Below are 24,692 nucleotides of genomic sequence, written 5' to 3' on the forward strand. Positions count from 1 at the left end.
AGCTCGAGACAACGAGCCGACGTAGGGAGACCAACGCAGTGAGCAACACCCGTAGGGCCAGGGGCCGCGTGCGGGCCGGCACCTTGGTCGCCGTGCTGGCCACGACCGGCACGCTGCTGGTCCCGATGGCCGCCGCCGCGCCGGGCGACGGCACGATCACCGTCACCGTCATCCACGACACCGACTCCAGCGGTACCTTCCGGTCGGGCAAGCCCGGTGTGGCCGGGCAGACCATCACCGTCACGGACGACACCAACACCAAGGTCACCGGGACCACCGGCGCCGACGGCGTCGCGACCTTCGACGCGTCGGCACTGGCGTCGCTGACCACCGGCAAGTACCGGGTGGAGATGCTCCAGCCGGCGGCGCCGTGGTGGTACGGGCCGGCCTATGGGCCCCGCAAGAAGCCGGTGCCGTCGGAGGAGCCCGACGGTGACCAGACCGGTACGCCGCTGTCCTCCTCGGTCGAGTTCGTCGACGTCTCCGGGGGCAAGAACGCCTCGCTGACGATCGGCGTGGTCGACCCCACCGGGAGTGCGCCGAATCCGGACGTGCTCAAGCGCGCCAAGGCCATCGCGGCACCGATCTACCTCGGGGCGACGGTCTCTTCAAGCCCCGGTGTACCCTCGCCCACAGCGCCGGCACTCATCACGTGGGGCACCGACGACCGCGGTGTCCAGGCCCAGCCGAACGTGATCGCCACGATGCCCGAGATCGGCGCGACCTGGGGGTTGGTGTGGCACGACTCCAAGAAGCTGTACATGGAGGGTGCCTTCCTCCGCAGGTCGACGTACTACGGTCCCGGTGGTTCCGGTGCCATCTACGCGACCGACCCGGAGACGAAGAAGTCGGCGTTGATCGCCACGGTGCCCGGCGCCGGCGACACCAAGCACCGGTTCCCGCGGGCGGGGGACACCCACTACCCGTTCTACCGTGACTCGATGGCGGTGTGGGACAGGACGAGCAAGGAGGGCCTCGGGGCGCTGGAGCTCACACCGGACGAGAAGACGCTGTTCACGGTGAACCTCAACACCAAGGAACTGGTGACGCTCGACGTCTCCGGGGCCACCGTCGCCACCGATCCCACCAAGCAGCCGGCGCCGGTCAGCCCGAACAAGACCGTTGCCATCCCCAACCAGTGCGCGAACGCGGACGACTGGCGTCCCTGGGGCCTCGGCTACCAGGAGAAGGAGAAGAAGGTCTACGTCGGCGGCGTCTGCTCGGGCGAGTCGCTGAACAACGGTGGCCCCCCAAGCAGGCTGGCGCCCGACAGTGCGGTGGCCGCGCTGAAGGCGGTCGTGCTCCGCTACGACCCGGCGACCGGGGCGTTCGAGTCCGCGCCCGCCTTCACCCAGAGCCTGGACTACGACCGGGCGAACATCTGCACCGTCTGCGGTGGTGGCGTGCAGCAGCTGCGCTGGAACCCGTGGTTCCCGAAGGGTGTCAACGGGTGGTACGGGAGCGGGACCGCCTGGGACGCCTACGCGCAGCCGATCCTGTCGGAGATCGAGTTCGACAAGTCCGGCAACATGATCCTCGACTTCCGGGACCGCTTCGGTGACCAGGTCGGCCTGAAGGACTACGGGCCGATCGACCAGCCGTTCACGTCCCAGAGCACGGTCGGCGGCACCGGCGGTGACCTGCGCAGGGTCTGCCTGGTCGGTGGGGCCTACGTGTGGGACGACGGTTCGAACCGGGCCTGTCCCGGAACGGTCGGCCAGGGCAGGTACTCGGGCACCCGCAGGCCCTACTACCTGCGGAACGGAAGGCCGAACACGAAGCCGTCGGACGGCTACTTCAGCGACTCGTGGGCGTACACGACCAACCACATCCCCCAGGGCGGCCTGGCGTACGACCGGGTTTCCGACATGACCGTGACCACGGCGGTCGACCCCCTCACCCTGGGCGACGGCAACGCCTACACCGGCGGTGTCCGCTGGTTCGACAATTCCACCGGTCTGTCGAAGGGAACGGCCGGAGGTGGCTACCAGCCGTACTCCAACCAGCTCTGGCGGACCGTCACCTTCGGCAAGGGCAACGGTATGGGTGACCTGGCGCTGGTGCAGGCCAGGGAGATTCCGCCCACGCCGGGTGTGCTTCCGATCCAGATCGGCAACCGGGTGTGGTTCGACACCAACAAGGACGGCATCCAGCAGCCGGGTGAGTCGCCGCTCGGCAACGTCCACCTGGTGCTCTGGAACGACCGCGAGGAGCCGATCGCCGAGGTCCGCACCAACGACAAGGGGCAGTGGAACTTCTGGGTGGAGCCCAACACCACCTACAAGCTGACCATGGACATGGCCCCGGAGGACGGATGGACCGGCCTGCCGGCCGGTGTCGACCCCGCCACGCTGGTGTTCACCAAGCAGTTCTCGGTGACGGCCCAGCCGCCGCTCAAGCGTGAGTCGTCGGAGAACCCCAAGTTCCCGGTCACCTCCACGGTCGAGTTCCGGACGCCCGCGTCCGGGAGTGCCGTGACGCCGGAGCAGCTCAACTCGCTCGTCACGAAGGGGATCGACGGCCGGGGCTAGTCCCGGACCGATCGTCTCCTGATTGGCTGCGCTGCGGCCCAGGGCCCTGTGAAGCCCGGGCCGCAGCGCTCTTCTGTGCCCCCTGCGGCGGTGTCCGCCGCTCCTGCCGGACCCTGTTATGGAAGGAAGGCCTTGATGGCCCCAAGCTGTTCGTCCCGGGTTGCCGTGGTTGTCGGAACCCGGCCCGAGATCGTCAAAGTCGCCCACATCGTCGGGCTGTTGGGCAACCAGGGATACCTCGTCAACACGGGGCAGCACTACGACCACGACATGTCGGGCGCCTTCCTGAACGGTCTGACGCCTCCCGAGGTGGTCCTGAGCGGGGTGGGAGCGCAGCCGCGCTCCCGGCAGTTCGCCAGGATCATCGAAGGGCTCGGCGAGCACTTCGACCGGCAGCCGGCCGCCGCCGTGGTGGTCCAGGGCGACACGAACACCGCGGCCGCCGCAGCCCAGGCCGCGCACTTCGCCGGCATCCCGGTCATCCACGTCGAAGCCGGTCTGCGCTCCAGGGACCGGGCGATGCCCGAGGAGATCAACCGCATGCTGGTCGGGGTGCTCGCGGACTGGCACTGTGCTCCGACCCGCCGGGACGCCGATAACCTCGTCAACGAGGGCGTCGACCGGTCCAGGATCATGCTGACCGGCAACACCATCGTCGAAGCCACCCAGGCGGCCGTCCCCAGGGACGGTGAGCGGCACGCCCTGCTGGCCCGGCACGGACTGGAGCACGGCCGGTACATCCTGGCCACCATCCACCGGCCGGAGAACACCGACGACCCGGAGCGACTGGCCGCCATCCTCACCCAGTTCGCGAAGCTCCCGCTGCCGGTGTTCTTCGCCGCCCACCCGCGCACCCGGGCCGCAGCCGCCCGGCACGAACTCCAGGCGGACCTGGACCGGCTCAGCCCGTCCGGGCCGCTGGACCACCGGACCTACCTGGCGCTGGCGAGCTCCGCGCGACTGCTGATCTCCGACTCCGGCGGGCTCCAGGAGGAGACCACCGTGCTGAAGAAGCCGCTGATCGTCGTCCGGAACTCCACCGAGCGCCCCGAGTCGATCGAGGCCGGCTTCGCCCACCTGGTGGCGCCCGGCCCGCAGATCACCAGGGTCGCTCAGGCCCTCCTCGACGACGTCGGGCTCGACCAGCGCCTGGCGTCGACCCCCAGCCCGTACGGAGACGGCCAAGCGTCCCGGCGCATCGCCGCCCTGGCGCGCAGCTACGTCGTCTGATCCCCGAAGCGGAGGGCCCGGCCCGACTCGCTGCTGCCGCAGGGGATCGGGCCGGGCCCTCCGCCAGGGCGGCCGCGATGGCAGACCCGCGATGGGACGCGGCCGACCGGGTGGTGCTGCCGCGACACATCAAATCATGATCACGAAAGCCCGCTCGCACGGATTACCAATGTTCATGACGTGCTCCGTCGCCAGTGGCATGACGCCTCCTCGGGCGAGCTACCGGGCGGAACGCGGAGCCGGAAGCGCCGATGCCGCAGTGCGGATGTCCAGATAGCAGCCCGCGAAAGGGATTCTTGTATGCACAGGTGGACTGCGGCCACGTGGGGGTCCCTGACCCCACGGCGGATCGCGATGGGGACGACGATCCTCGTCCTGCTGAGCTCGACAGCCGGGGGCCTGGCCTACGCCGCGCCCGTCACGATCGGTGCCAATGCCGCCGTCATCCAGGACGGGTCCGGCGAGTTCACCTTGTCCGACGGTCCTGGACTGGACAGCAGCCCGACCAACGGCATCGTCCGTACCAACGACACCATCGCCTACCGGATCGAGATCCAGGCGCTGCGGGGCACGGCCGAGCGGCCGCGCTTCACGGTGCAGGCTCCGCCGAACACCCGGTGGCCGGTGCTTCCCGACAAGTGCACCGGTGCGGGGTCGGGCATCAGTGACAGCGGGCTGCTCACCTGCGTCCTGCCCGACATGACGGCGCAGACCCAGCAGGTCCCGCTCGTCCTGCAGGTCCTGGGCACCGCGAAGAACGGCGACAAGCTCAACATCGCGGTCAACGCCACGGCCAACAACTCCGACAGTGCGACCGGCACCACCGCCACCTCGCCGGACACCACGGTCAGCGCGCTGCCGAAGTACAACCTGGTCAAGGACGGCAAGTACTCCTACACCGACCGGCCGGCCGCCGGCCCGAACGGGGAGCCCGGCCGGGTCCAGACCATGCCGATCGTGGTGGAGGCCCGGACCGTAGACCCGGCACGCGGGGACTTCAGCAAGCTCGGCCAGGAGACGCTTGTCTCCCCGATGACGTTCACCGACGACCTGACGAAGCTGCTGAACGGCGATCCGACCAAGGGCGCCCGGCTGTACACCTGGGACGCGGCGAATCCGGCCTGCGGCACCAACGACGCCACCATCCCGAACGCACCGTACGGCCGTTCCGGACTCGGGAACGCCACCAACACCACAGCGAACAGCGGCAGTTACGGGTGCACCCAGGGTGCTGCGGGCGACAACATCCAGGTCACCATCACCGGCGCGAACAGCACGCCCGAGACCTACCCGACCAAGGGCGCGACCGGTACGGACCTGGCGAAGAACTCCGGGGTGATCAGCGCCGGCTTCCTGCGGATCTGGATCCCGCAGACGGAACTCGACGCCACCGCAACGAAGTCCGGTGGCAACGCGCTGCTGACCGACACGTACACCAACTTCTCGCCGGTCTCCACCAGCGGTCAGACGAACTACGGTCAGGGTGGCTCCGAGCCGACGGAGGACAACTCCCAGCAGATCGGCGTCAACGCCAGCGGCACCTTCGGCAAGGAGTACGAGTCCTTCGACGGCTACGCGCCCGGCACCGCGCCGAAGAAGAAGGACAACAACGCGCTGGTGACCCCCGGTACGCCGGTCCGCTCGCATGTGTTCATCAACTCCTCGGACACGTCCGACAACCCCAACTTCGTCGCCTGCGACATCTTCGGCGACGGCAACCAGCGGATCAGCAAGGCCCCTGCGGGCAACCGCCTGAACGCCGACGGCCAGTACGCGGCCGTCATCCCGCCCACGCCGGCCGTGACGATCGAGTACGCCGCCTACCGGACCACCCCGCCGACCACTGCGCTCGCACTCCGGCTCGACCCGATCGGCGCCGGCGCCCAGCTGCGGCAGACCTGCGACGACGCGGACGGCCCGTGGTTCGACAGCCCGGAGAAGGTTCCGGGCGGGGTGGCCGCAGCCGGCAAGGTCCGCTTCAGGACGCCGATGCCCGCGGGTGGTGGCCGTGACTTCTACACCTTCCTGACGGTCAACGACACCGGCCTGAACCGTGGTCAGATCGTCCGCAACGCGGCCGTGTTCAAGCCGCTGAGCGGCACCTGGACACGCGACACCAGGTCGGCGTACGCTCCGGCCGTCAGCGGTGTGATCGACCCCAACAAGAACTACGCCAGCGGCAACCTGGCCGACCACCTGATCATCACCCCGATCCTCGCCCGCGTCGACAAGAAGACCGTCGACCCCGGTGCCGAGGCAGGGAACACCCCCGACCAGCAGCGGCAGGTCCTCAAGGGCCAGACGTTCACGTTCGGCCTCTACCCGTCGCTCAAGTCGAACGCCGCGGCGCCCGGCCCGCAGGATGTGACGGTCGTCGACACCCTGCCGAAGGGCTTCAGCTACGTCGCGGGCAGTGCCTCGGTCGCCGAGCAGTCGGCGGTCAAGAACGCGGACGGCACCACCACCGTCACCTGGGTGCTGCGGGCTCAGCAGGCCAACACCACGATCGCCCCGATCACCTACAAGGTCTCGACGGACGCCGACGCGGCCGAGGGCTCCTACCAGAACAAGGTGACGGTCTCGGCCCCCGACGACCTCAGCCCGGTCGAGCTGCGGACCGCCACGCGGGCGCTCTCCGTCGTCGCCGGTACGGGCATCACGGTGAGCAAGAGCACCGACACCCCGACCGTCCCCCGGGACACGGACCTGCCGTGGAAGCTGACCTACAGCAACCCGCAGACCCTTCCGCTGCGCGGGGTCGACATCATCGACGAGCTGCCGTGGGTGGGTGACGGCCGGACCCCGGCCACGAAGTTCTCCGGCACCCTCGCCTTCAAGTCGCTCCAGGCGATTCCGGACGACCCGCTGGTCACCCTGAAGTTCACTGCGGCCACGCACGGGACCATCAAGCCCGACCCGGCCGACACCTCGAACAAGCCTGGCGGCACCACCAAGTGGTGTGCCAAGTCCGAGTTCGGCCAGGCCGGCTGCCCGGCCGGCGACGCCGCAGTCACCGCCGTCATGGTCAGCGACCCGCGCGAGCTCGCGCCGGGCAAGTCGCGTGACCTGTCGCTGGTGCTGACGCCGACCGGGAACGTCGGGAAGGACATCTACACCAACAACTTCAGCCTGCACGCTCGGGACCTGGTCTTCCCGGTGATCTCCAACGACGTGCCGATCGAGGTTCCGGAGGATCCGGCGCCGAGTCCGTCGCCGTCGCCGAGCCCGAGTCCGTCGCCGAGTCCGAGCCCGAGTCCGTCGCCGAGTCCTAGCCCGAGCCCGTCTCCTAGCCCGAGCCCGTCTCCTAGCCCGAGCCCGTCTCCGAGCCCGAGCCCGTCTCCTAGCCCGAGCCCGTCTCCGAGCCCGAGCCCGTCTCCGAGCCCGAGCCCGTCTCCCTCGCCGAGTCCGAGTCCGAGCCCGAGTCCGTCGCCGAGTCCGAGCCCGAGCCCGTCGCCGAGCCCGTCTCCGTCGCCGAGTCCGAGCCCGAGCCCGTCTCCCTCGCCGAGCCCGTCTCCGTCGCCGAGTCCGAGCCCGAGCCCGTCTCCCTCGCCGAGCCCGTCGCCGTCGCCGTCGCCGTCGCCGTCGCCGAGTCCGAGCCCGTCTCCCTCGCCGAGTCCGAGTCCGAGCCCGTCGCCGAGCCCGTCTCCGAGCCCGTCGCCGAGCCCGTCTCCGTCGCCGAGTCCGAGCCCGTCTCCCTCGCCGAGTCCGAGCCCGAGCCCGTCTCCCTCGCCGAGCCCGTCGCGGCCGCCGACTCCGCCGGGGCCCAGGCCGCCGCTTCCGAACACGGGCGTCACCGTCTTCTGGGCAGAGCTCGCAGGCGCGATGATGCTCGCCAGTGGCACGCTGATCGTCATGGTGACGCGTAAGCGCAAGTCCCAGGGCTAGTAGCACCTGACCATCGGCCCGGGGCAGGACCGCCAGATCGGCGGTCCTGCCCCGGGCCGATCCATGACAGGAGTCGATGCCGTCCTCGGCCGTCGCCACCAACGGCGGTCACTCCGTGGGCATGCCCGACTCGCGGAGTCCTGCGGGTCCGTGAGACCAATTGCCTATGGTCGCAGAATCCCCCGGAGCCCGTGAAAAATCAGTCGGCAGCCACCGCCCGCTCGCCCGCGTGCGGTCCGCAGGCTCGCCGACCAGCTCTCTGCGGCAGCCCCCGGGCCGGCCCGATGCCCGCCTCACCGCAGCAGTCACCTCGGCACCGGGCCTCCCGGCGGGCGTTTCGTGAGCTGGGGCGACGTTCACCGCACCCGTCTGGTCCAAGCTGTGACGCCCGTGCGGCTGCCCCTGCTCATCCTGCTCGTCGTCGCGGTGGCCGACGTGGGCACGGGTCAGGACACGGTCTTCTATCCCTTCCTGATCCTCTGTCCCGCGCTTGCCGCACTCACCGCGACGCCCAGGGCGGTGGTGCTGGTCGGTCTCGTCTGCTTCCCGGTGCGTTACCTGCTCTCGCGCTACGACCACCCGGAAGAACCGCTCACCTCCTCGGTCTTCCTCGCCAACAGCGCGGTGTTCCTGGTCGCGATCGTCCTGTGTGCGTACCAGGCCCGCCTGCGCATCCGCCGTGAGACCACCCTCGCGGACGTGACCTCCGTCGCCCTGGCCGCCCAGGAGGTCCTGCTGCCGACCCTGCCGAGCACCGTGGGCGGGGTACGGATCAGCATGCGGTACTTCGCCGCCGCGGCCGAGGCGCGGATCGGCGGAGACCTGTACGCGGCCGTCGACACCCCGTTCGGTACCCGCATCCTGATCGCCGACGTCTGCGGCAAGGGGCTCGGCGCGGTGCGGACCGCATCGCTCGTGCTGAGCGCCTTCCGCGAAGCCGCCCTGGACGACCCCGACCTCGCGACGGTGGCCCACCGGGCCGACACGAACGTCAGCCGCTTCAGCGACGACGGCGACTTCGTCACCGCCCTCCTGGTCGAGGTGCACCCCACCCATCTCGCCCTGCTGCACCGGGGGCACGTCGCCCCGATCCTGGTCGGCCCGTCCGGCGTCCGCGACCTCGACCCGCCCGCACCCGGCCTGCCGCTCGGACTCGGCCAGCTGGGACCGGAGGCCGACACTCCGTGGACGACGGCCTTCCACCCCGGCGAGGTCCTGGTACTGGTGACTGACGGTGTGTTGGAGGCTCGGGATGCGAACGGTGCCTTCTACCCGCTCCACGACCGGCTCGGGGTGCTGATGGATCCACCCGACCCCGATCACGCGTGGGGTCAGGGCAACCTGGACCGGGCCGCCGACCGCATCGGCGCCGACCTGCTCGGGCACGCCCACGGCAAGGCGAGGAACGACGACGCCGTCGTCATGCTGATCACCCGCACCGGGCCGGCCTGACCGAGCCCTGTGCGCGGGCCCTGCGGCGCAGTCGGACTTCGACGCGACCGTCCCGCACATGACCCTGGCTCAGCGCGAGACCCTGACCGGGCTGCTCGCCCGCGTCCACCCGGGGCATCCCTGGACTGCCGAGCTGTAGCCGTCCCTCCAACGGTGAACTCTCGCATGGCGCAGTGACGTCTTCCGTGGGTCGGGATGCGAGGGGTGCGGATCGCCCGTAGCGTCTGGGCATGGGCGATGACGTGCGGCTTCCTGGCGGGCTCGGTTCGGTGCGGATGGACGGCGAGCTGCCGGCACGCGCGGACCTGGGGTCGGTGTTCGACGAGCTCGACCACCAGATGGCCTGTCAGGCGTACCTGTGGGCGCTGCCACTGGTGTCGTACGCGCAGTGGCAGAAGGTCCATCAGGAGGTGTTCGGGGCGGGCCCGTTCGACCTGGTCCGCTACGTGAGCTACCGGGACCGGCTCGGTCTGATCACCGCGAACGCCACCACCCCCTACATCCTCAACTTCATCGACCTCTCCGCCACCGGCCCGCTGGTGATCGAACTCCCGGCCGGTCCCACCGCCGGTGGAGTTTCCGACTTCTGGCAGCGCGAGATCGCGGTGATGGGCGAGATGGGCCCCGACCAGGGCCGGGGCGGAAGCTATGTGGTCCTCGCCCCCGGGCAGGAGGCCCCGGCGGACGCCGACGGGCTGCACGTGCTGACCTCGACCGGCACCAACATCATGTTCGGGTTCCGCACCCTGGACCCCGACCCGGTCCGCTCGAAGGAGCTGGTGGACGCGGTCCGGCTCTACCCGTACGGGCAGCGAGAGAGTACGCCCGCGACCCGGATCGTCTCCCCGCAGGGCCGTCCGTGGTCCGGTGACCAGCCGCGCGGCCTGGAGTACTGGCAGCGCCTGCACGCCATCTACCAGGACGAGGTGGTCGACGAACGCGACCGTTTCTTCCTCGCCATGCTCAAGCAGCTCGGCATCGAGAAGGGCCGGCCCTTCAACCCCGACGACCGGCTGACCCGCCTGCTCACCCGGGCGAGCGCGGCGGGCGAGCTGATGGCCCAAGCGAACGCCTTTGCCAAGCGGTTCGACGGCTCCCGCTACTGGCCCGACCGCCAGTGGGACCTGGTCCTGATGCTTGACCGCTCCGACCAGCGCGCCGAGCACCACGACCAACTCCTGGAGCGCGCCGCCTGGTTCTACGAAGCCGTCAGCTTCTCCGCCGCCATGAAGAGCCAGACCCCCGGCCTGGGCCAGGCATACCTGGCCACCTACACCGGCGGCGACGGCGAGTGGCTGGACGGCGGCCGCGCCTACACCCTGCACGTGCCCGCCGACGTGCCCGCCAAGCTGTTCTGGTCCGCCACCGTCTACGACGCCGCCACCCGCTGCCTGATCGACAACCCCCAGCAGCGCGGCGACCGCGGCTCCCGCGACCCCGACCTGACCCGAAACCCCGACGGCTCCGTCGACCTCCACTTCGGCCCCGAGCCTCCGGCCGACGGTGAGTCGAACTGGGTGCAGACGCTGCCCGGCAAGCACTGGTTCGCCTACTTCCGGTTCTACGGGCCCCTGGAGCCCTACTTCGACCACAGCTGGAAGCTCGGCGACCTCACCCCTGGCTGACCTACCGGCGATGGGCGGCCCGGGATGTGGTCAGGGCCGTGCCGCCGGGCCCTCCCCCCGGTCGTGCTGCCCGTCCCGGGCCGGGGGTTCGGGCCGCAGGGCCCGGTCGACCAGCGGTCCCGCCACCCCGAGGTAGTCCTCAGGGCGGCACAGCCCGGCCAGCGCCTCCGGGGTGAACACGCTTTCCAGCTCCGGGAGTTCGGCGAGCACCTCGGCGAGCTCCCGGCCGGTGGCGGCGGCGGTTGCCGCCGCCCGGGAGGACAGTGCGCGGGCGGCTGCCCGGCCGAGCCGGGGGGTGAGGACGGCGGAGATCCGCTCGGAGACGATCTGACTGCCGGTCAGCGCGAGGTTGGCCGCCATCCGGTCGGGCCGTACCTGTAGGCCGGCGGTGAGCTCCACCGCCGTGTGCGCGGCGCCGCCGGTCAGCCGGAGCGCCTCGCGCAGCAGCTGCCACTCGGCGTGCCAGACGCCGCCGGAGCGCTCGTCCTCGGTGACCAGGCACTGCGTCAGACCGGCGGCGATGACCGGCACCTGGAGCGCGGCGCTGCGGATCAGGGTGGAGAGCACCGGGTTCTGCTTGTGCGGCATGGCGGAGGAGGCGCCGCGGCCGGCCACCGGCTGTTCGCCGACCTCGCCGATCTCGGTCCGGGTCAGCACCTGTACGTCGACCGCCAGCTTCCCGAGCGCCCCGGCCGTGAACGCGAGCGCGGCGGCCAGGTCGGCGATCGGGGTCCGCAGAGCGTGCCAGGGCAGGACCGGCCGGGCCAGGCCGGTCTCGGCGGCGAAGCCGTCGACCAGGCGGTCCAGGTAGCCACCCGGGTCCTGGTCGGTCGAGGGGTCGGCGGCCCGGGCGTACTCGAGGTACCCGGCCAGCGTGCCGGCCGCGCCGCCCAGGGAGACCGGCAGCCCGCCCTGCTCGACCAGCGCCAGCCGGCGGTTCGCGTCCAGCACCAACTGCCGCCAGCCGGCCGCCTTCAGGCCGAAGGTGGTCGGCACGGCCTGGAGGGCGAGGGTGCGTCCCGCCATGGGGGTGGACCGGTGGGCGGCGGCCAGCCCGGCGAGCGCCTCGGCCACCCGGTCCAGGTCCGCCCGGATGATCCGCAGGGCGCGGGCCGCGACCAGCATCGCCCCGGTGTCCAGGATGTCCTGGCTGGTCGATCCCGAGTGGACGTACTCGGCGGCCTCGGGGTGCTCGGTGGCCACCAGCTCGGTCAGGGTCCGGACCAGGCCGACCACCGGATTGGCGGTCTCCCGGGAGGCGAGTGCGAGTGCCCTTACGTCGAAGTTCTCGACCCGGGCGAGGGCCGTGACGGTCTCGGCCGCGGGTTTCGGCAGCACCCCCAGCCCCGCCTGGGTCCTGGCCAGCGCCGCTTCGGCGTCCAGCATGGCCTGGAGCCAGGCCCGGTCGCCGACCGCCGATTCGATCGGGGTGCCGGCCCGGACCGGCGAGAGCAGACCGGTGTCCGCCTCCGCCTCGGTTGGCAGGGTCTCGGGAATCACGCGCTGGCTCCTATCCTGTCGGCTTCCTGGTGCTCCACGGGCCGGAGCGAAAGTATGACGCGAGCGATCGCGTCCGAGTCGCCCAGGGTCACGGAGTCCACCCCGGGGCGGATACCGGCCGCCGTGACCCAGTGCACGCCCTCGGTGGGGACCCCGTAGGCGAACCGGCGCGGGTGCGCCCGTCCCGCGGCGTCGACCACCCGGTACGGACGGCCGGTCACGTGCAGCCCGCCGGTCTCGTGGCCGTCGGTGCCCGGCGTCCGGTAGGGGGTGATCTGGCCGGCGTCCAGCAGCTGTCGCAGCAGCGGGTCGGCGGTCCGGCGCAGGTCGGGCTCGGGCAGCCGGGCCTCGATCAGCACGGTGGCCAGGACCGGCGGCCCCGGCACCCGGCCGGACCGGGCGACGAAGGCCCGGCGGTCGGTGTCGACGCTCACCGTGGTTCCGGGGCCGGTGAGTTCGAGTATGCCCGCCTCGATCAGCGCGATCATCTGCTCGATCCGGGCGGCCGGCGGGCCGATCGACAGGAACGCGTTGAGCGGGGTGTACCAGCGCTCCAGGTCCTCGCGGTGCGAGCCGCCGGTCAGGCCGCCGTGGTCCACCGCGAGCCGGATCTCGTTGCGCAGGTCGCGCAGCACGTCCAGCGCCGCCTTCAGCGGGCCCCGGAGATTGCCGGCCCGCGCCTCCCGGACGTCCTGGGCCAGGTACCCGAGCAGCCAGCTCCGGAACTCCGTCCGGTCGCCGAACTCCCGGTCCGCACACGGCCGGGTGAGGCGGTCCCAGTCCCAGTGGTCCGCCCGGTCGATGCCGTACGCGTGCAGCAGTTCGGCCCGCTGCTCGGCCCGCTCGGCCGTCAGGTAGAGCTCGGTGAACGGCTCCCGGTCGGCCGGGCGGTCGCGGGCGTCCAGCAGCGCGCCGTAGTACACGCTCTCCACCTCGCGGGCGATCAGCGGCCAGAGGTCGCGGCGGAAGTCGAGCCGGGTGTCCCGCTGCCGCAGCCTGGTGACGAGTTCGGCCGAGAGCAGCTTGGGGAAGTACCGCCCGTAGGCACCCTTCTGGTTCTCGCCGCGTGCCTGGTAGGGCACACCGCGCCGTGAACTCGCGTGGAGCACGGGCTCCTTGCCGGAGGCGTGGTAGACCAGTCGGCCGTCCTCGCGGGTGAACGTGCCGCCGCGGCCCTCGGTGAGCAGCGCCAGCTGGTCGAAGAAGTTCAGCCCGAGGCCGCGCACCAGGACGTGTTCCCCCGGTCGGATGGCGCTCAGTTCGGCGTCGGCCGGGTTGCCCGGTGGCAGGTATCCGAGCCCCAGTCTCGCGGCGGTGTCGGCCAGTTGCCGCTCCTCCGGGCCGAGTACGGCCGGTACGTGACCCTGGGCCAGCACCACGGCGTCCAGCTCGCCGATCGTGCTGCCGTCCGCGAGCCGGACCTGCTGTGACCGCTCCCCGGTGAGGGCGACCGCCCGGGAGCGGTGCACCCGGACCGTGAGGTGACCCGGCGCGCGCTCGACCAGGCGCTCGAACATGGCCCGCAGGTAGGCGCCGTAGAACGCCCGGGTGGGGTAGGAGTCCGGGCCCAACTCCGCTGCCTCGGCGAGCACATCCGCCGCGGCCCCGGAGGGCGAGCGGGCCCACTCGTACAGGCTCGGCCCGGGCTCGACCGGGCCGTCGATCCGCACGCTGTCGTCGGTGAACACGGTGACCTGGGAGGCCACGGTGTTCATCAGCAGGTGCCGCGACTGGTCGGTGCGCCAGACCCCGCCCGCACCGGGCGGGCTGGGGTCGATCAGGTGCACGGTCAGGGGGCGGGGGAAGGGGTCGGCCCGCTCGTTGGCACAGAGCCGTTCCAGCACCGAGAGCCCTCGGGGGCCCGCGCCGATCAGGCAGACGTTCATCCGGGGCCCGGTCATGACCGGTGCCACGGTGCGCGGTTCGTGAATGCCGGCCGGTGCCGACGGGCGTCCGGCTCCTTCGGAGCCGGGTGGATGTTCCACACCATGCCCCCCCAATCCTTGGCGTCAGTTGCGGAATTCCTGCAACGTGCGTCTGGAGTGAGGGAGCTCTCGACCACGGCTAACCTGGATGATCAGCATCATGCCCAGCGCCCGGCGCCGGAGTCAAACGCGCTCCGGACTCCGGCGGCCTGAGCTGCGCTCTGACGTCGGGTCAGCTCCCAGGGGCCTTCGCTACGGGGCGGCTGGTCACCGGATCCAGCCGCCGGGGCCGGGGCGGAGTGCCATGAAGCCGTCCAGGGGCTCGAAGCCGAGGGTGCGGTACAGGCTCGCGCCGGCGGCGGTGGCGCGCAGTTCGACGGACCCGCAGCCGCGGTCCTTGAGCGCCTCGACGAGTGCGGTGGTGACGGCGCGGCCGTGGCCGAGCCGTCGGTGGGCGGGGTCGGTGGCGACGGTGTGGATGCGGCCCCACCGGCCGGTGGGGAAGGCGGGGCCGAGGTACCCGCGGTAGACGATGCCGATGGCGCACGCGGCGAGGCCGCCGTCGGCGGTGGGGACGACGTAGGCGAGCAGGTTCGGGTCGGTGCCCAGGCGGTCCCGCATGTCGTCGCGGAAGGTGGTGCGCCACTCGTCGGTGAGCGGGCCGCCGTCGAGGACGGCCACGCGCAGGCGCAGCAACTCGTCGGCGTCCTCGGGCCCGGCGGGCCTGGCAGCGGTGCTGGTCATCGGCTGGTCCTCTCCTTGGCGCGGTGAGCGGTCGTCCTTCGGAGCCGGCGTCGGTTCTGCGGGTACCGATTCTGGCGAGCGCGACCCTGTCCCGGCCGGGCCGCGTTCGCTCGATCAGGACATGAGCGAGTGATACTAATTGGCCGGGGAGCGCGCAGTCTGCCGTGGTGCTCCGGGCGGGGAGAAGGGTTGCCATGACCAACACTGCCGAGGAGCGCAGGGCGCGCATTCTCGAGGTCGTCCGTGAACTGGGTTCGGTCCGGGTGATGGATCTGGCGGCCCGGATCGGTACCGCGCCGGTCACCGTACGGCGGGATGTGGCGGCTCTCGCCGAGAGCGGTCTGCTGCGCCGTTCGCACGGTGCCGTCTCGCTTCCCCGTGAGGCGCTCGCGCCGGGTGCGGAGGGCCGTGAGCGGGTGATCGGGATGCTGGTGCCGAGCGTGGGTTCCTATTTCGACGAGGTGATCGACGGAGCGCGCGCGGCGGCCGCCGCGGCGGGGGCCCGGCTGCTGCTCGGCATCGCCTCGTACGAGTCCACGGACGACCGGGCCCAGGTGGACCAGTTGCTGGACTCGGGGCTGGACGGGCTGCTGCTGACGCCGAACTGGCGCCCGGGTACCGGTGCCGGTGACACGGCGTGGGTCCGGGACCTGCCGGTCCCGGCCGTCCTGGTCGAGCGGCTCGCCCCGCCGGACAGCGTCGCGGCCGAGTTGGACGCGGTCGGGTCGGACCACCAGCACGGCGTCCTGCTGGCCCTGCGGCACCTGCAGCGGCTGGGGCACGGGTCGGTGCTGCTCGCCGCGCGGGAGGACACCTGGACCGCGTACCAGGTGCGGGCGGGTTACCAGGAGGGGGTGCGGCTGCTCGGGCTCGCGCCGCAGCCGGTGATCGACATCCACCGTCCCGGGCTCGACTCGGAGGTCATCGCCGGGCGGGTCGCCGAGGCGGTCGGCAAGGGTGTGCGGGCCGTGCTGGTCCACAACGACCAGGAGGCGATCCAGTTGGCGCCGCTGCTGCGGGCCCGGGGGCTGCGGGCCCCCGACGACCTGGCGCTGATCTCGTACGACGACGTGTTCGCCGCGTTGGCGGCGCCGGCGCTGACCGCCGTCGCCCCGCCCAAGCGGGCGGTGGGCGCCGAGGCGGTCGAACTGATGCTGCGGCGGATCGACGGCGGGGCCGAGCTGCCGGTCCACCACGTCCGGCTGCTGCCGGAGTTGAAGGTCCGTACGTCGTGCGGCGGCGTGCCGGAGGGCGGGGCCCGCTGAGCGGTCGGCGCAGCGGGCCGGCCGGTCAGGCGGTCAGTCGGCGCAGGAAGTGCGCGCCGGGGCCCAGCAGTTGGTCCAGCGGGGCGGCGGCGGGGAACCAGGGGGCCTCGTACTCCCAGGAGACCCAGCAGTCGCGGGGGAGCAGGGCGAGGCACCCGGCGACGGGCAGCACGCCGGCACCGAGCGGCAGCGGGGTGAGGTCGTGCGCTCCGGCGATGTCCTTGACCTGGACGTAGCCGAGGCGGGGGGCGAGAGCGGCGTACGACTCGGCGGGTGACTCGCCCGCGAGGTGGGTGTGCATCAGGTCCCAGAGTGCGCCGACGAAGGGGTGGTCCACCCCTTCGAGCATCCTGGCCACGTCCCGCCCGCCGCGGTGCGAGTCGTGCGTCTCCACCAGGATCCGGACACCCAGGTCCCCGGCGGCGTCGGCCACGGCCGTCAGCCGGCGGGCCGCCCGGGCGTCGGCCTCGGCTGCGGGGCCGTCGCCGCCGCGCGGGAAGACCCGGAGGTGACGGGCGCCGAGGCCGGCCGCGAGGCGGAGCTGGCCGAGCAGGTCGTCGATCAGACGGGCGTCGTCGCCGGGGGCCGCGATGCCCAGGTAGCCGGCGACGCTCAGCGCGGTGACGCCCGCGGCGGTGAGCGCCGACCGGGTGGCCGCCCGCTGGCCGGCGGACATCCCGGGGCGGACGGGCTCGCCGGGGGAGCAGCGCAGTTCCAAACCGGTGTAGCCGTGGGCGTCGGCCGCCCGGAGGTGGTCGGTGAGCGGGCGGCCGGGCAGGCCCAGGGTGGAGAAGGCGAGTGGCACGGTGCTCACGCCCCTGGGTGGACGGTGACGGTGACCTGGCCCGGGGTGAGCACGGCCTCGTACCGGCTGCCGTCGGTCCGGCGCACGCGCAGCCGGGGCCCGTCGGTGTGCACGTCGAGGCCGGGGAAGCTCCGGGGTGCGGTCCGGTCGAGTCTGGAGACGCTGACGAACAGTGAGGCCGCGCGGCCCGTGCTGCCGGTCAGGACCGGTACCGCGCCGACCGGGCCGAGGGCGGTGCCGGTCGGCAGCCGGTGCGGGGCGACGGCGGTGAAGCCGTCGACGTTCCGCAGGGTGGAGGTCAGGTGTCCTCCCCGCCGGTCGGTGGCGCAGCAGTGGGCGAGCGGTCCGGCCGTCCGGGTCTCGGCTCCGGCTCCCGCGACGGCCCAGCCGCTGTGCCGCACCTCGGTGCCGGGTTCGGCACCGGTGACCAGGTGGGCATGGATCTCGTCGGACCCCGAGACGAGGACCACCGAGGTGACGGTGACACCGGGCAGTTCACGGCCCTCGATGCGGGGATGGTGCAGGGAGGCGGCCCAGCCGTCGCCGGTGCCGAGCGGGTGGATCCGGCCGCGTTCGCTGGTCCGCCCGCCGATCACCAGGCCGAAGTGGTTGTCGGGAGGGCCCTCGAAGACCGGGCCGGTGGCGGTGGAGTGGGCGAGCCGGGCGTAGAGCGGGTTGTCGGGCAGGACCTGGTCGGCGGGTTGGTCGTCGCTGCCGTGGTTGTGCAGGCGGACCAGGCCGTCGGCGGTGGAGTGGACCAGCCAGCCGGGCTGCGGCAGTGCGAGGACGGCGTCGGCCGCCTCGGTCGGTCCCGGTTCCTCGGTGGCCGTCCAGACGGGGTGGCGGTCGGGCAGGAGCAGACCGAGGAAGCCCTTGTTCGCCCAGTAGGGGGAGGCGGGCCCGGAGTACGTCTGGACCATGGGGTCGAAGGGGCCGAACCAGCCGAGCGCGAGCAGTCCGTCCGCGTCCACGGCGCCGCCGTCGAGGAAGTACCGCAGTGCGCCGGAGGCGATCCGGCGGGTGGCGCCGGGGGTGAGCGGGGTGTGTCCGGTGAGGGCTCCGGCCCACAGCGGCGCCGCGGCGGCGAAGCGGTAGATGAGGGAGCGGCCCTGGTGCATCGGTGCCCCGTCGGCGCCGAAGGTGCGGGCGTGGCCCTCCAGGTGTGCGGCGAGGCGGGGGCCGTAGGTGTCGAGCAGGTGCTGGTCGCCGCTCAGGTGGGCGTGCAGGAGGGGGTAGAGGTGGAGGGCCCAGCCGTTGTAGTGGTCGAAGGCGCGCGGGCGTCCGTCGGTGTACCAGCCGTCGCCGAGGTACCACTGCTCGATCCGCTCGAGTCCTCGGTCGGCCGCACGCTGTGCGCTGCCGTCGTGGTCGAGTCCGACCTCGGCCAGGAAGGCGCCCACCATGGCGGGGAAGAGCCACCAGTTGTTGTCCACCGGTGAGGGCCGCAGGCCCGGGGCCAGCCAGGCGCGGACCTGTTCGCGGGTCGGCTCGTCCAGGGTGTCCCAGAGCCACGGCCGGGTGAGGCGCAGCGCGACGGCGATCGAGGCGGCCTCCACCAGGGCCTGGGGGCAGGTGGCGATGTCCGGCCAGGAGACCTGGTCGCCGTCGGCGAGATCGCGCTCGGCGGTCGGGGCCCGGGTGCCGGCGGCCAGCCCCCGGGCGTAGTCGCGGAGCAGGCCGGCGGGGTCCTCGCCGCCGGCTCCGGCCACCCGGAAGGCCGCGAGCAGGAACGTCCTGGCGTAACCCTCCAGGGCGTCGGAGCGCCGTCCGGACCGGCTCGGGCGACCGCCGGGAAGGTCGAGGAGGGCGTGGTCGGGGCCGGCGTGCGGCCGGACCGCGGCCAGCAGGGCGTCCGCGACCGCCTCCCAGTGCGCCCTGGTCCATCCGGTGTACGGGCTGAGCGTTCGGTCCTCGGGGGGAAGCTCGATCGAGGGCATGGCCGGCTCCTAGGTCGGGGCTGTCGATCGAATCTAGGAAGAGTCGGATCAACCGTCAAGTCATATTGACCAAATGATCGTTGCTCTAAATCGCTCTGTGACCTGGCCGCAGTTCAGGGATAGGGGGAGCATTTTCCGTCGGTCTCGATCCGATCACTTCGGATCAAGTGATCCAGTGCTCTTGACTCCGATCGGAGATCGGTCGCAGGATGATCCCACTCGCCGGCCAGTCATTCGAGGACCGGCAGATCCGGCACCCCGCCCCCTCCCCAGGAGCCGCGCCATGACCAGCAGCCCTTCCCCCGCCCGCAGCCGCAGAACCCGCCGCACCGCCATCGCCCTCGCCGCCTCCGCCGTCTCCGTCGCGCTCGTCGCGGGCTGCGGCAGCAGCGGTGACAGTGCCGCCCCCGCCGGTGACGGGCAGCCTGTGACCATCACCTTCTGGGGTTGGGCCAAGGGGACCCAGGAGGTCGTGAACGCGTTCAACGCCTCGCACAAGGACGTCCAGGTCGCCTTCGAGGCGATCCCCTCCGGCGCCGCGGGCGGCTACGCGAAGATCGCCAACGCGGTCAAGGCGGGCAACGCCCCTGACCTGTTCAACACCGAGTACGGGCAGTTGCCGGACTTCGTCAGCCAGGGCGCGGTGCAGGACATCTCCAAGCTGGTGTCCAGCGACCTCAAGGGCAAGTACCTGCCGCAGTCGGTGGAGCTCACCACGCTCGGCGGCAAGAACTGGGCGCTGCCGCTGGACGCGGCCCCGCAGGCCTTCTTCTACCGCAAGGACCTGTTCGAGAAGGCCGGCATCACCGCCCCGCCGAAGACCTGGGACGAGTACCGCGCCGACGCGGAGAAGCTGAAGAAGGCCGTCCCCGACAGCCGGATCGGCACCTTCTTCCCCGACGACCCGAGCACCCTCGAGGCACTGGCCTGGCAGAACGGGGCGCACTGGTTCACCGGTGTCAGCGACGCCTGGCGGGTGGAGCTCAACGGGGGCGAGACCAACCGCGTCACCGACTACTGGCAGAAGCTGATCTCGGACGACCTGGTCCGCGTCCAGCCGTCCTTCAGCCAGCAGTGGACCGCCTCGCTGCAGAAGGGCGAGACCGCCGCCTACGTCGGCGCGGCCTGGGGCGGCGGCGTCCTCAAGGGCACCGTGCCCGACGCCGCCGGCAAGTGGGCGGTCGCCCCGGTCCCGAGCTGGGACGGCAAGCCCGCCAGCGGCATGCTCGGCGGCACCACCTTCGCGGTCTCCAAGGAGAGCAAGAAGGCCAAGGCCGCCCTCGAGTTCGCCACCTGGGCCACCACCACGCCCGAGGGCATCCAGGCCCGGATCGCCTCCGGCACCTCCTCGATGTTCCCCGCCGCACCCGCGCTGGTGCCGGTGGCCAAGGCCGCCTTCAGCACCGACTTCTACGGCGGCCAGGACATCTACTCCGTCTTCAGCGCCGCGGCCGAGTCGATCAAGCCGAACTGGCAGTGGGGCCCCGCCATGGCCGCCACCAACGGCTCGATCAAGGACGCGTTCGGCAAGCTGACCCAGGGCGGCACCGTCCAGGCCGGCGTCGACGCCGGCCAGCAGGCCACCGTCGCCGAGATGAAGAACCGCGGACTCAAGGTCGCCCAGTGACCAGCCACACCACCACGCCCTCCCGCGCCGCCACCGAGCGGCGGCGCGGGAGGAGCGGGGCCCCCGCGCTCCTGCTGGCGCCGTTCTTCGTGCTGTTCACCGGGTGCACGCTGATCCCGATCGGCTACGCGATCTACCTGAGCCTGTTCAGCGAACGCCGTTCCGGCCTGGGGTTCGGCGGGAGCGAGAACGTCTTCACCGGGATCGGCAACTACACCCGGGCGCTCACCGACCACGCCTTCCTGGACGGCTTCGCGAACATCGCCCAGTACTGCCTGGTCTACATCCCGGTGATGGTCGGCTTCTCGCTGCTGCTCGCCCTGCTGCTCGACTCCACGCTGGCCCGGGCCCGCCGGTTCTTCCAACTGGCGCTGTTCATGCCGCACGCGGTGCCCGGCATCATCGCCGCGCTGATCTGGATGTACCTCTACACCCCCGGCATCAGCCCGGTGATCGACGCGCTGAACGCCGCGGGCGCCGAGGGCGACATCCTCGGCCACCCGCTCGCCGCCGTGGTCAACATCGCGGCCTGGGAGTGGACCGGCTACAACATGGTGATCTTCTACGCCGCGCTGCAGGCCATCCCGCGCGAGGTGCTGGAGGCCGCCGTGGTGGACGGCGCGGGGCCGCTGCGCACCGCGTTCAGCGTCAAGATCCCGCTGATCCGCGCCTCGCTCACGATGGTCGGACTCTTCACCGTGATCGGCTCGCTCCAGCTCTTCACCGAACCGATGATCCTGCACGGCACCTCCCCGGGCGTGACCAGCGCCTGGACCCCCAACATGTACGCCTACACCGCCGCCTTCGAGCGCGGCGACTACGGACTGGCCGCCGCGTCCTCCGTCCTGCTCGCCGTCGCCGCCGCGGCCCTCTCCCTCATCGTCACCCGGATCAGCCGCAGCCGGTCCGACCGACGTACGGAGGCCACCCGATGATCTCCCGCTCCCGACCCGCCCGGCCCGGGCCGCAGCGCCCGGCCGGCCGCCGCCCGTGGACCCTCTCCAAGACCGTGGTCAACGGCGCCCTGCTCCTGGCCACCCTCTACACCCTGCTGCCGCTGGCCTGGCTGCTCACCGCCGCCGCCAAGAACACCGGCGACCTGCTGGTCGGCAACACCCTCACCCCCGCCCGCTGGCACCTCGGCGAGAACCTCCAGCACCTGGTCAGCGCCGACGACGGCATCTACTTCCGCTGGTACCTCAACTCCCTGCTGTACGCCGGACTCGGGGCCCTGCTCTGCGCGTTCGTCTGCGTCTGCGCCGGCTACGCCTTCGAGGTCTACGCCTTCCGCGGCAAGGAGAAGCTCTTCGGCCTGGTGCTGGTGGGCGTCCTCGTCCCCACCACCGCCACCGCCCTGCCGATGTACCTGATCGCCTCCAAGATCGGCATCGTGAACACCTTCTGGGCGGTCTTCCTGCCCTCCCTGGTCTTCCCCTTCGGCGTGTACCTCTCCCGCGTCTTCTGCGGCGGCTACATCCCGGGCGAGGTGCTGGAGGCCGCCCGGATGGACGGGGCCGGCGAGCTGCGCATCTTCTGGTCGATCGGTCTGAAGATGGTGATGCCCGGCTTCGTGACGGTGTTCCTGTTCCAGTTCACCGCGATCTGGAACAACTTCTTCCTGCCGTTGGTGATGCTCTCCGACAACGACCTCTTCCCGGTCAGCCTCGGCCTCTACACGTGGAACACCGAGACGCACGCCTTCCCCGAGTACTACCCGCTGGTCGTCACCGGCTCGCTGCTCGCCGTCCTCCCGCTGGTCGTCGCCTTCGTCGCCTTGCAACGGCACTGGAAGGCCGGACTGACCGCCGGCAGCGTCAAATGACCACGCCACCGGCCCATCCCGAAGCACGACTGGAGACCCGAGTGCCCCACCAGCAGACCGTGTCCACCGGCTCCGCCAGCCCGGAGCAAGCGGTCGGCCGGCGGCCCCGGGCCCTGCTCGCCATGCACCCGACGCTCGCCCCCCAACTCCTCGACCCCCTCACCCTGGGCCGGCTCACCGGCCTGGCCAGCTTCGATCCGGCCGTGGTCGTCGACGACTTCAGCACCCCCGAGGCCGTCGCCGCGCTCGCCGACACCGAGGTGATCCTGTCGAGCTGGGGCTGCCCGCCGATCGACGAAGGAGTCCTCGCCGCAGCTCCGCAGCTGCGGGCCGTCATCCACGCCGCGGGCTCGGTCAAGCACCACGTCACCGACGCCTGCTGGGAGCGTGGCCTCCAGGTCACCTCGGCCGCCTGGGCCAACGCCCTCCCGGTCGCCGAGTACACCGTCGCGGCCGTCCTGTTCGCCAACAAGCAGATCCTCCGGCTGGCCGCCGAGTACCGCCAGCACCGCGCCCCCGGCGACTGGATCCACAGCCACCCCACCATCGGCAACTACCGCCGCACCGTCGGCATCGTGGGCGCCTCCCGGATCGGCCGCCGCGTCATCGAACTGCTGCGGCCGTACGACCTGGACCTGCTGCTGCACGACCCCTACCTGGACGCCGGCCAGGCAGCCGTCCTCGGCACCCGGCCCGTCGGCCTCGACGAACTCTGCGAGCAGAGCGACGTGGTCAGCGTCCACGCACCCGAACTCCCCGCCACCCGGCACCTGATCGACCGTCGTCGGCTCGCCCTGATGAAGGACGGCGCCACCCTGATCAACACCTCGCGGGGCTCCCTGATCGACCAGGACGCCCTGATCGAGGAGCTGGCGGCCGACCGCCTCAACGCCGTGCTCGACGTCACCACCCCCGACGTGCTGCCGGCCGACTCCCCGCTCTACGACCTGCCCAACGTGCTGCTCACCCCGCACGCGGCCGGCTCCCTGGGCAGCGAACTGCACCGGATGGCGGGCGCCGCCGCGGACGAACTCGCCCGCTACGCCGCCGGGCTGCCCTTCGCCCACCCGGTCCTGCCGCAGGACATCCACCGCAGCGCCTGACGGGCTGTCACCCCTGGTGACAGCCCGGACGGGACGCCCGCCGCCCGGGCAGGTGCCCACCCACCACGACAAGAGGAGTACCAGTCCCATGCCCCGCACAGTGATCGGCATCGTCATGAACGGTGTCACCGGCCGGATGGGCTACCGCCAGCACCTGGTCCGTTCGATCCTCGCCATCCGCGAACAGGGCGGCCTCGCCCTGGCGAACGGCGAGGTTCTGTGGCCCGAGCCGATCCTGGTCGGCCGCAGCGAGTCCAAGCTCAAGGAGCTCGCCGACCGGCACGGGCTGGCGCACTGGACCACCTCCCTCGACGAGGCGCTCGCCCACCCGCTCGCCGAGGTCTACTTCGACGCCCAGGTGACCCCGGCCCGCGAGCCGGCGATCCGTCGGGCCATCGCGGCCGGCAAGCACATCTACACCGAGAAGCCGACCGCCGAATCGCTGGCTGCGGCACTGGAGCTGGCGCGGCTGGCGCGGGCGGCCGGGGTGTGCAACGGCGCGGTGCAGGACAAGCTGTTCCTGCCCGGGCTGCTCAAGCTCAAGCGACTGGTGGACGGCGGCTTCTTCGGCCGGATCCTGTCGGTGCGCGGCGAGTTCGGCTACTGGGTGTTCGAGGGCGACTGGCAGAGCGCCCAGCGCCCGTCCTGGAACTACCGCGCCGAGGACGGCGGCGGGATGATCCTGGACATGTTCCCGCACTGGCAGTACGTGCTGGAGGGCATCGTCGCCCCGATCCGCTCGGTCTACGCCCACACGGCCACCCACATCCCGCAGCGGGTCGACGAGCAGGGCCGGCCCTACGCCGCCACCGCCGACGACGCCGCGTACGGCATCTTCGAGCTCGACGGCGGCATCACCGCGCAGATCAACTCCTCCTGGGCGGTGCGCGTGGACCGGGACGAGCTGGTCGAGTTCCAGGTCGACGGCACCGAGGGCAGCGCGGTGGCGGGCCTGCGCAATTGCCGTTTCCAGCACCGGGCTTCGACCCCCAAGCCGGTCTGGAACCCGGACCTGCCGGTCACCGAGTCGTTCCGCGACCAGTGGCAGCAGGTGCCCGACAACGCCGAGTTCGACAACGGCTTCAAGATCCAGTGGGAGCTGTTCCTGCGGCACGTGGCGACCGGGTCGGAGTACCGCTGGGACCTGCTGGAGGGCGCCAAGGGCGTCCAGCTCGCCGAACTGGGGCTGCGCTCCGCCCGCGAGGGCCGCCGCCTCGACGTGCCCGAGCTGGAGATCTGAC

Annotated in this window: 16 protein-coding genes; 11 read left to right on the plus strand and 5 right to left on the minus strand. The window is 71.8% G+C overall.

What is annotated here, in order from left to right:
* The first annotated feature begins 38 nt into the window (after positions 1-38).
* From ACIRPK_RS13875 to ACIRPK_RS13895, 5 genes are all read left to right on the plus strand, one after another.
* The gene (locus tag ACIRPK_RS13875; RefSeq protein ID WP_403037506.1) at positions 39-2,531 is read left to right on the plus strand and encodes an SdrD B-like domain-containing protein; all 2,493 of its coding nucleotides are present in this window, start codon (positions 39-41) and stop codon (positions 2,529-2,531) included.
* Between the two features lie 135 nt (positions 2,532-2,666).
* Positions 2,667-3,761 carry a non-hydrolyzing UDP-N-acetylglucosamine 2-epimerase gene (wecB, locus tag ACIRPK_RS13880; protein WP_403037508.1) on the plus strand — a complete coding sequence of 365 codons (1,095 nt, stop codon included), beginning with the start codon at positions 2,667-2,669 and terminating at the stop codon, positions 3,759-3,761.
* A gap of 354 nt (positions 3,762-4,115) precedes the next feature.
* Entirely contained in the window at positions 4,116-7,646 is a 3,531-nt protein-coding gene (locus ACIRPK_RS13885) for a hypothetical protein (protein WP_403037511.1), read from the plus strand.
* 381 nt (positions 7,647-8,027) lie between these two features.
* A complete protein-coding gene (locus ACIRPK_RS13890) occupies positions 8,028-9,098 on the plus strand; it encodes a PP2C family protein-serine/threonine phosphatase (protein ID WP_403037514.1) in 1,071 nt (356 codons plus the stop codon).
* A gap of 230 nt (positions 9,099-9,328) precedes the next feature.
* Positions 9,329-10,723 carry a DUF1254 domain-containing protein gene (locus ACIRPK_RS13895; RefSeq protein ID WP_403037517.1) on the plus strand — a complete coding sequence of 465 codons (1,395 nt, stop codon included), beginning with the start codon at positions 9,329-9,331 and terminating at the stop codon, positions 10,721-10,723.
* A 30-nt stretch (positions 10,724-10,753) separates the two neighbouring features.
* Here the strand turns inward: ACIRPK_RS13895 and pcaB are convergent, their stop codons facing one another.
* From pcaB to ACIRPK_RS13910, 3 genes are all read right to left on the minus strand, one after another.
* Positions 10,754-12,223, minus strand: coding sequence for a 3-carboxy-cis,cis-muconate cycloisomerase (gene pcaB / locus ACIRPK_RS13900; protein ID WP_403037519.1), 1,470 nt, complete (start codon positions 12,221-12,223; stop codon positions 10,754-10,756).
* Positions 12,220-14,124 (minus strand): FAD/NAD(P)-binding protein, encoded by a 1,905-nt coding sequence (locus ACIRPK_RS13905; protein WP_403037522.1) that lies wholly within the window; start codon positions 14,122-14,124, stop codon positions 12,220-12,222. Before ACIRPK_RS13905 ends, pcaB begins: the two co-directional genes overlap by 4 nt.
* Before the next feature lie 291 nt (positions 14,125-14,415).
* A complete protein-coding gene (locus ACIRPK_RS13910) occupies positions 14,416-14,892 on the minus strand; it encodes a GNAT family N-acetyltransferase (RefSeq protein WP_403037525.1) in 477 nt (158 codons plus the stop codon).
* Between the two features lie 194 nt (positions 14,893-15,086).
* Between ACIRPK_RS13910 and ACIRPK_RS13915 the strand changes: the two genes are divergently transcribed.
* Positions 15,087-16,157, plus strand: coding sequence for a substrate-binding domain-containing protein (locus tag ACIRPK_RS13915; protein ID WP_403037527.1), 1,071 nt, complete (start codon positions 15,087-15,089; stop codon positions 16,155-16,157).
* Positions 16,158-16,182: 25 nt separating this feature from the next.
* Here the strand turns inward: ACIRPK_RS13915 and ACIRPK_RS13920 are convergent, their stop codons facing one another.
* Both ACIRPK_RS13920 and ACIRPK_RS13925 read right to left on the minus strand, forming a co-directional pair.
* Positions 16,183-16,962, minus strand: coding sequence for a sugar phosphate isomerase/epimerase family protein (locus ACIRPK_RS13920; protein ID WP_403037844.1), 780 nt, complete (start codon positions 16,960-16,962; stop codon positions 16,183-16,185).
* A 5-nt stretch (positions 16,963-16,967) separates the two neighbouring features.
* Positions 16,968-18,899 carry a DUF2264 domain-containing protein gene (locus ACIRPK_RS13925; RefSeq protein WP_403037529.1) on the minus strand — a complete coding sequence of 644 codons (1,932 nt, stop codon included), beginning with the start codon at positions 18,897-18,899 and terminating at the stop codon, positions 16,968-16,970.
* Between the two features lie 283 nt (positions 18,900-19,182).
* On the opposite strand from ACIRPK_RS13925, the gene ACIRPK_RS13930 reads away from it, so the two are divergent.
* From ACIRPK_RS13930 to ACIRPK_RS13950, 5 genes are all read left to right on the plus strand, one after another.
* On the plus strand, positions 19,183-20,526 hold the full coding sequence (locus tag ACIRPK_RS13930; protein WP_403037532.1) for an ABC transporter substrate-binding protein: 1,344 nt from the start codon (positions 19,183-19,185) through the stop codon (positions 20,524-20,526).
* On the plus strand, positions 20,523-21,461 hold the full coding sequence (locus ACIRPK_RS13935) for a carbohydrate ABC transporter permease (RefSeq protein ID WP_403037535.1): 939 nt from the start codon (positions 20,523-20,525) through the stop codon (positions 21,459-21,461). The genes ACIRPK_RS13930 and ACIRPK_RS13935 overlap by 4 nt, the downstream gene beginning before the upstream one ends.
* On the plus strand, positions 21,458-22,348 hold the full coding sequence (locus ACIRPK_RS13940) for a carbohydrate ABC transporter permease (protein WP_403037538.1): 891 nt from the start codon (positions 21,458-21,460) through the stop codon (positions 22,346-22,348). The genes ACIRPK_RS13935 and ACIRPK_RS13940 overlap by 4 nt, the downstream gene beginning before the upstream one ends.
* 122 nt (positions 22,349-22,470) lie before the next feature.
* Positions 22,471-23,451 carry a hydroxyacid dehydrogenase gene (locus ACIRPK_RS13945; RefSeq protein ID WP_403037846.1) on the plus strand — a complete coding sequence of 327 codons (981 nt, stop codon included), beginning with the start codon at positions 22,471-22,473 and terminating at the stop codon, positions 23,449-23,451.
* A gap of 88 nt (positions 23,452-23,539) precedes the next feature.
* Entirely contained in the window at positions 23,540-24,691 is a 1,152-nt protein-coding gene (locus ACIRPK_RS13950; RefSeq protein WP_403037541.1) for a Gfo/Idh/MocA family protein, read from the plus strand.
* Position 24,692 lies beyond the last annotated feature (1 nt).

It is taken from the genome of Kitasatospora sp. NPDC101801, from assembly GCF_044766665.1.
GTDB lineage: Bacteria > Actinomycetota > Actinomycetes > Streptomycetales > Streptomycetaceae > Kitasatospora.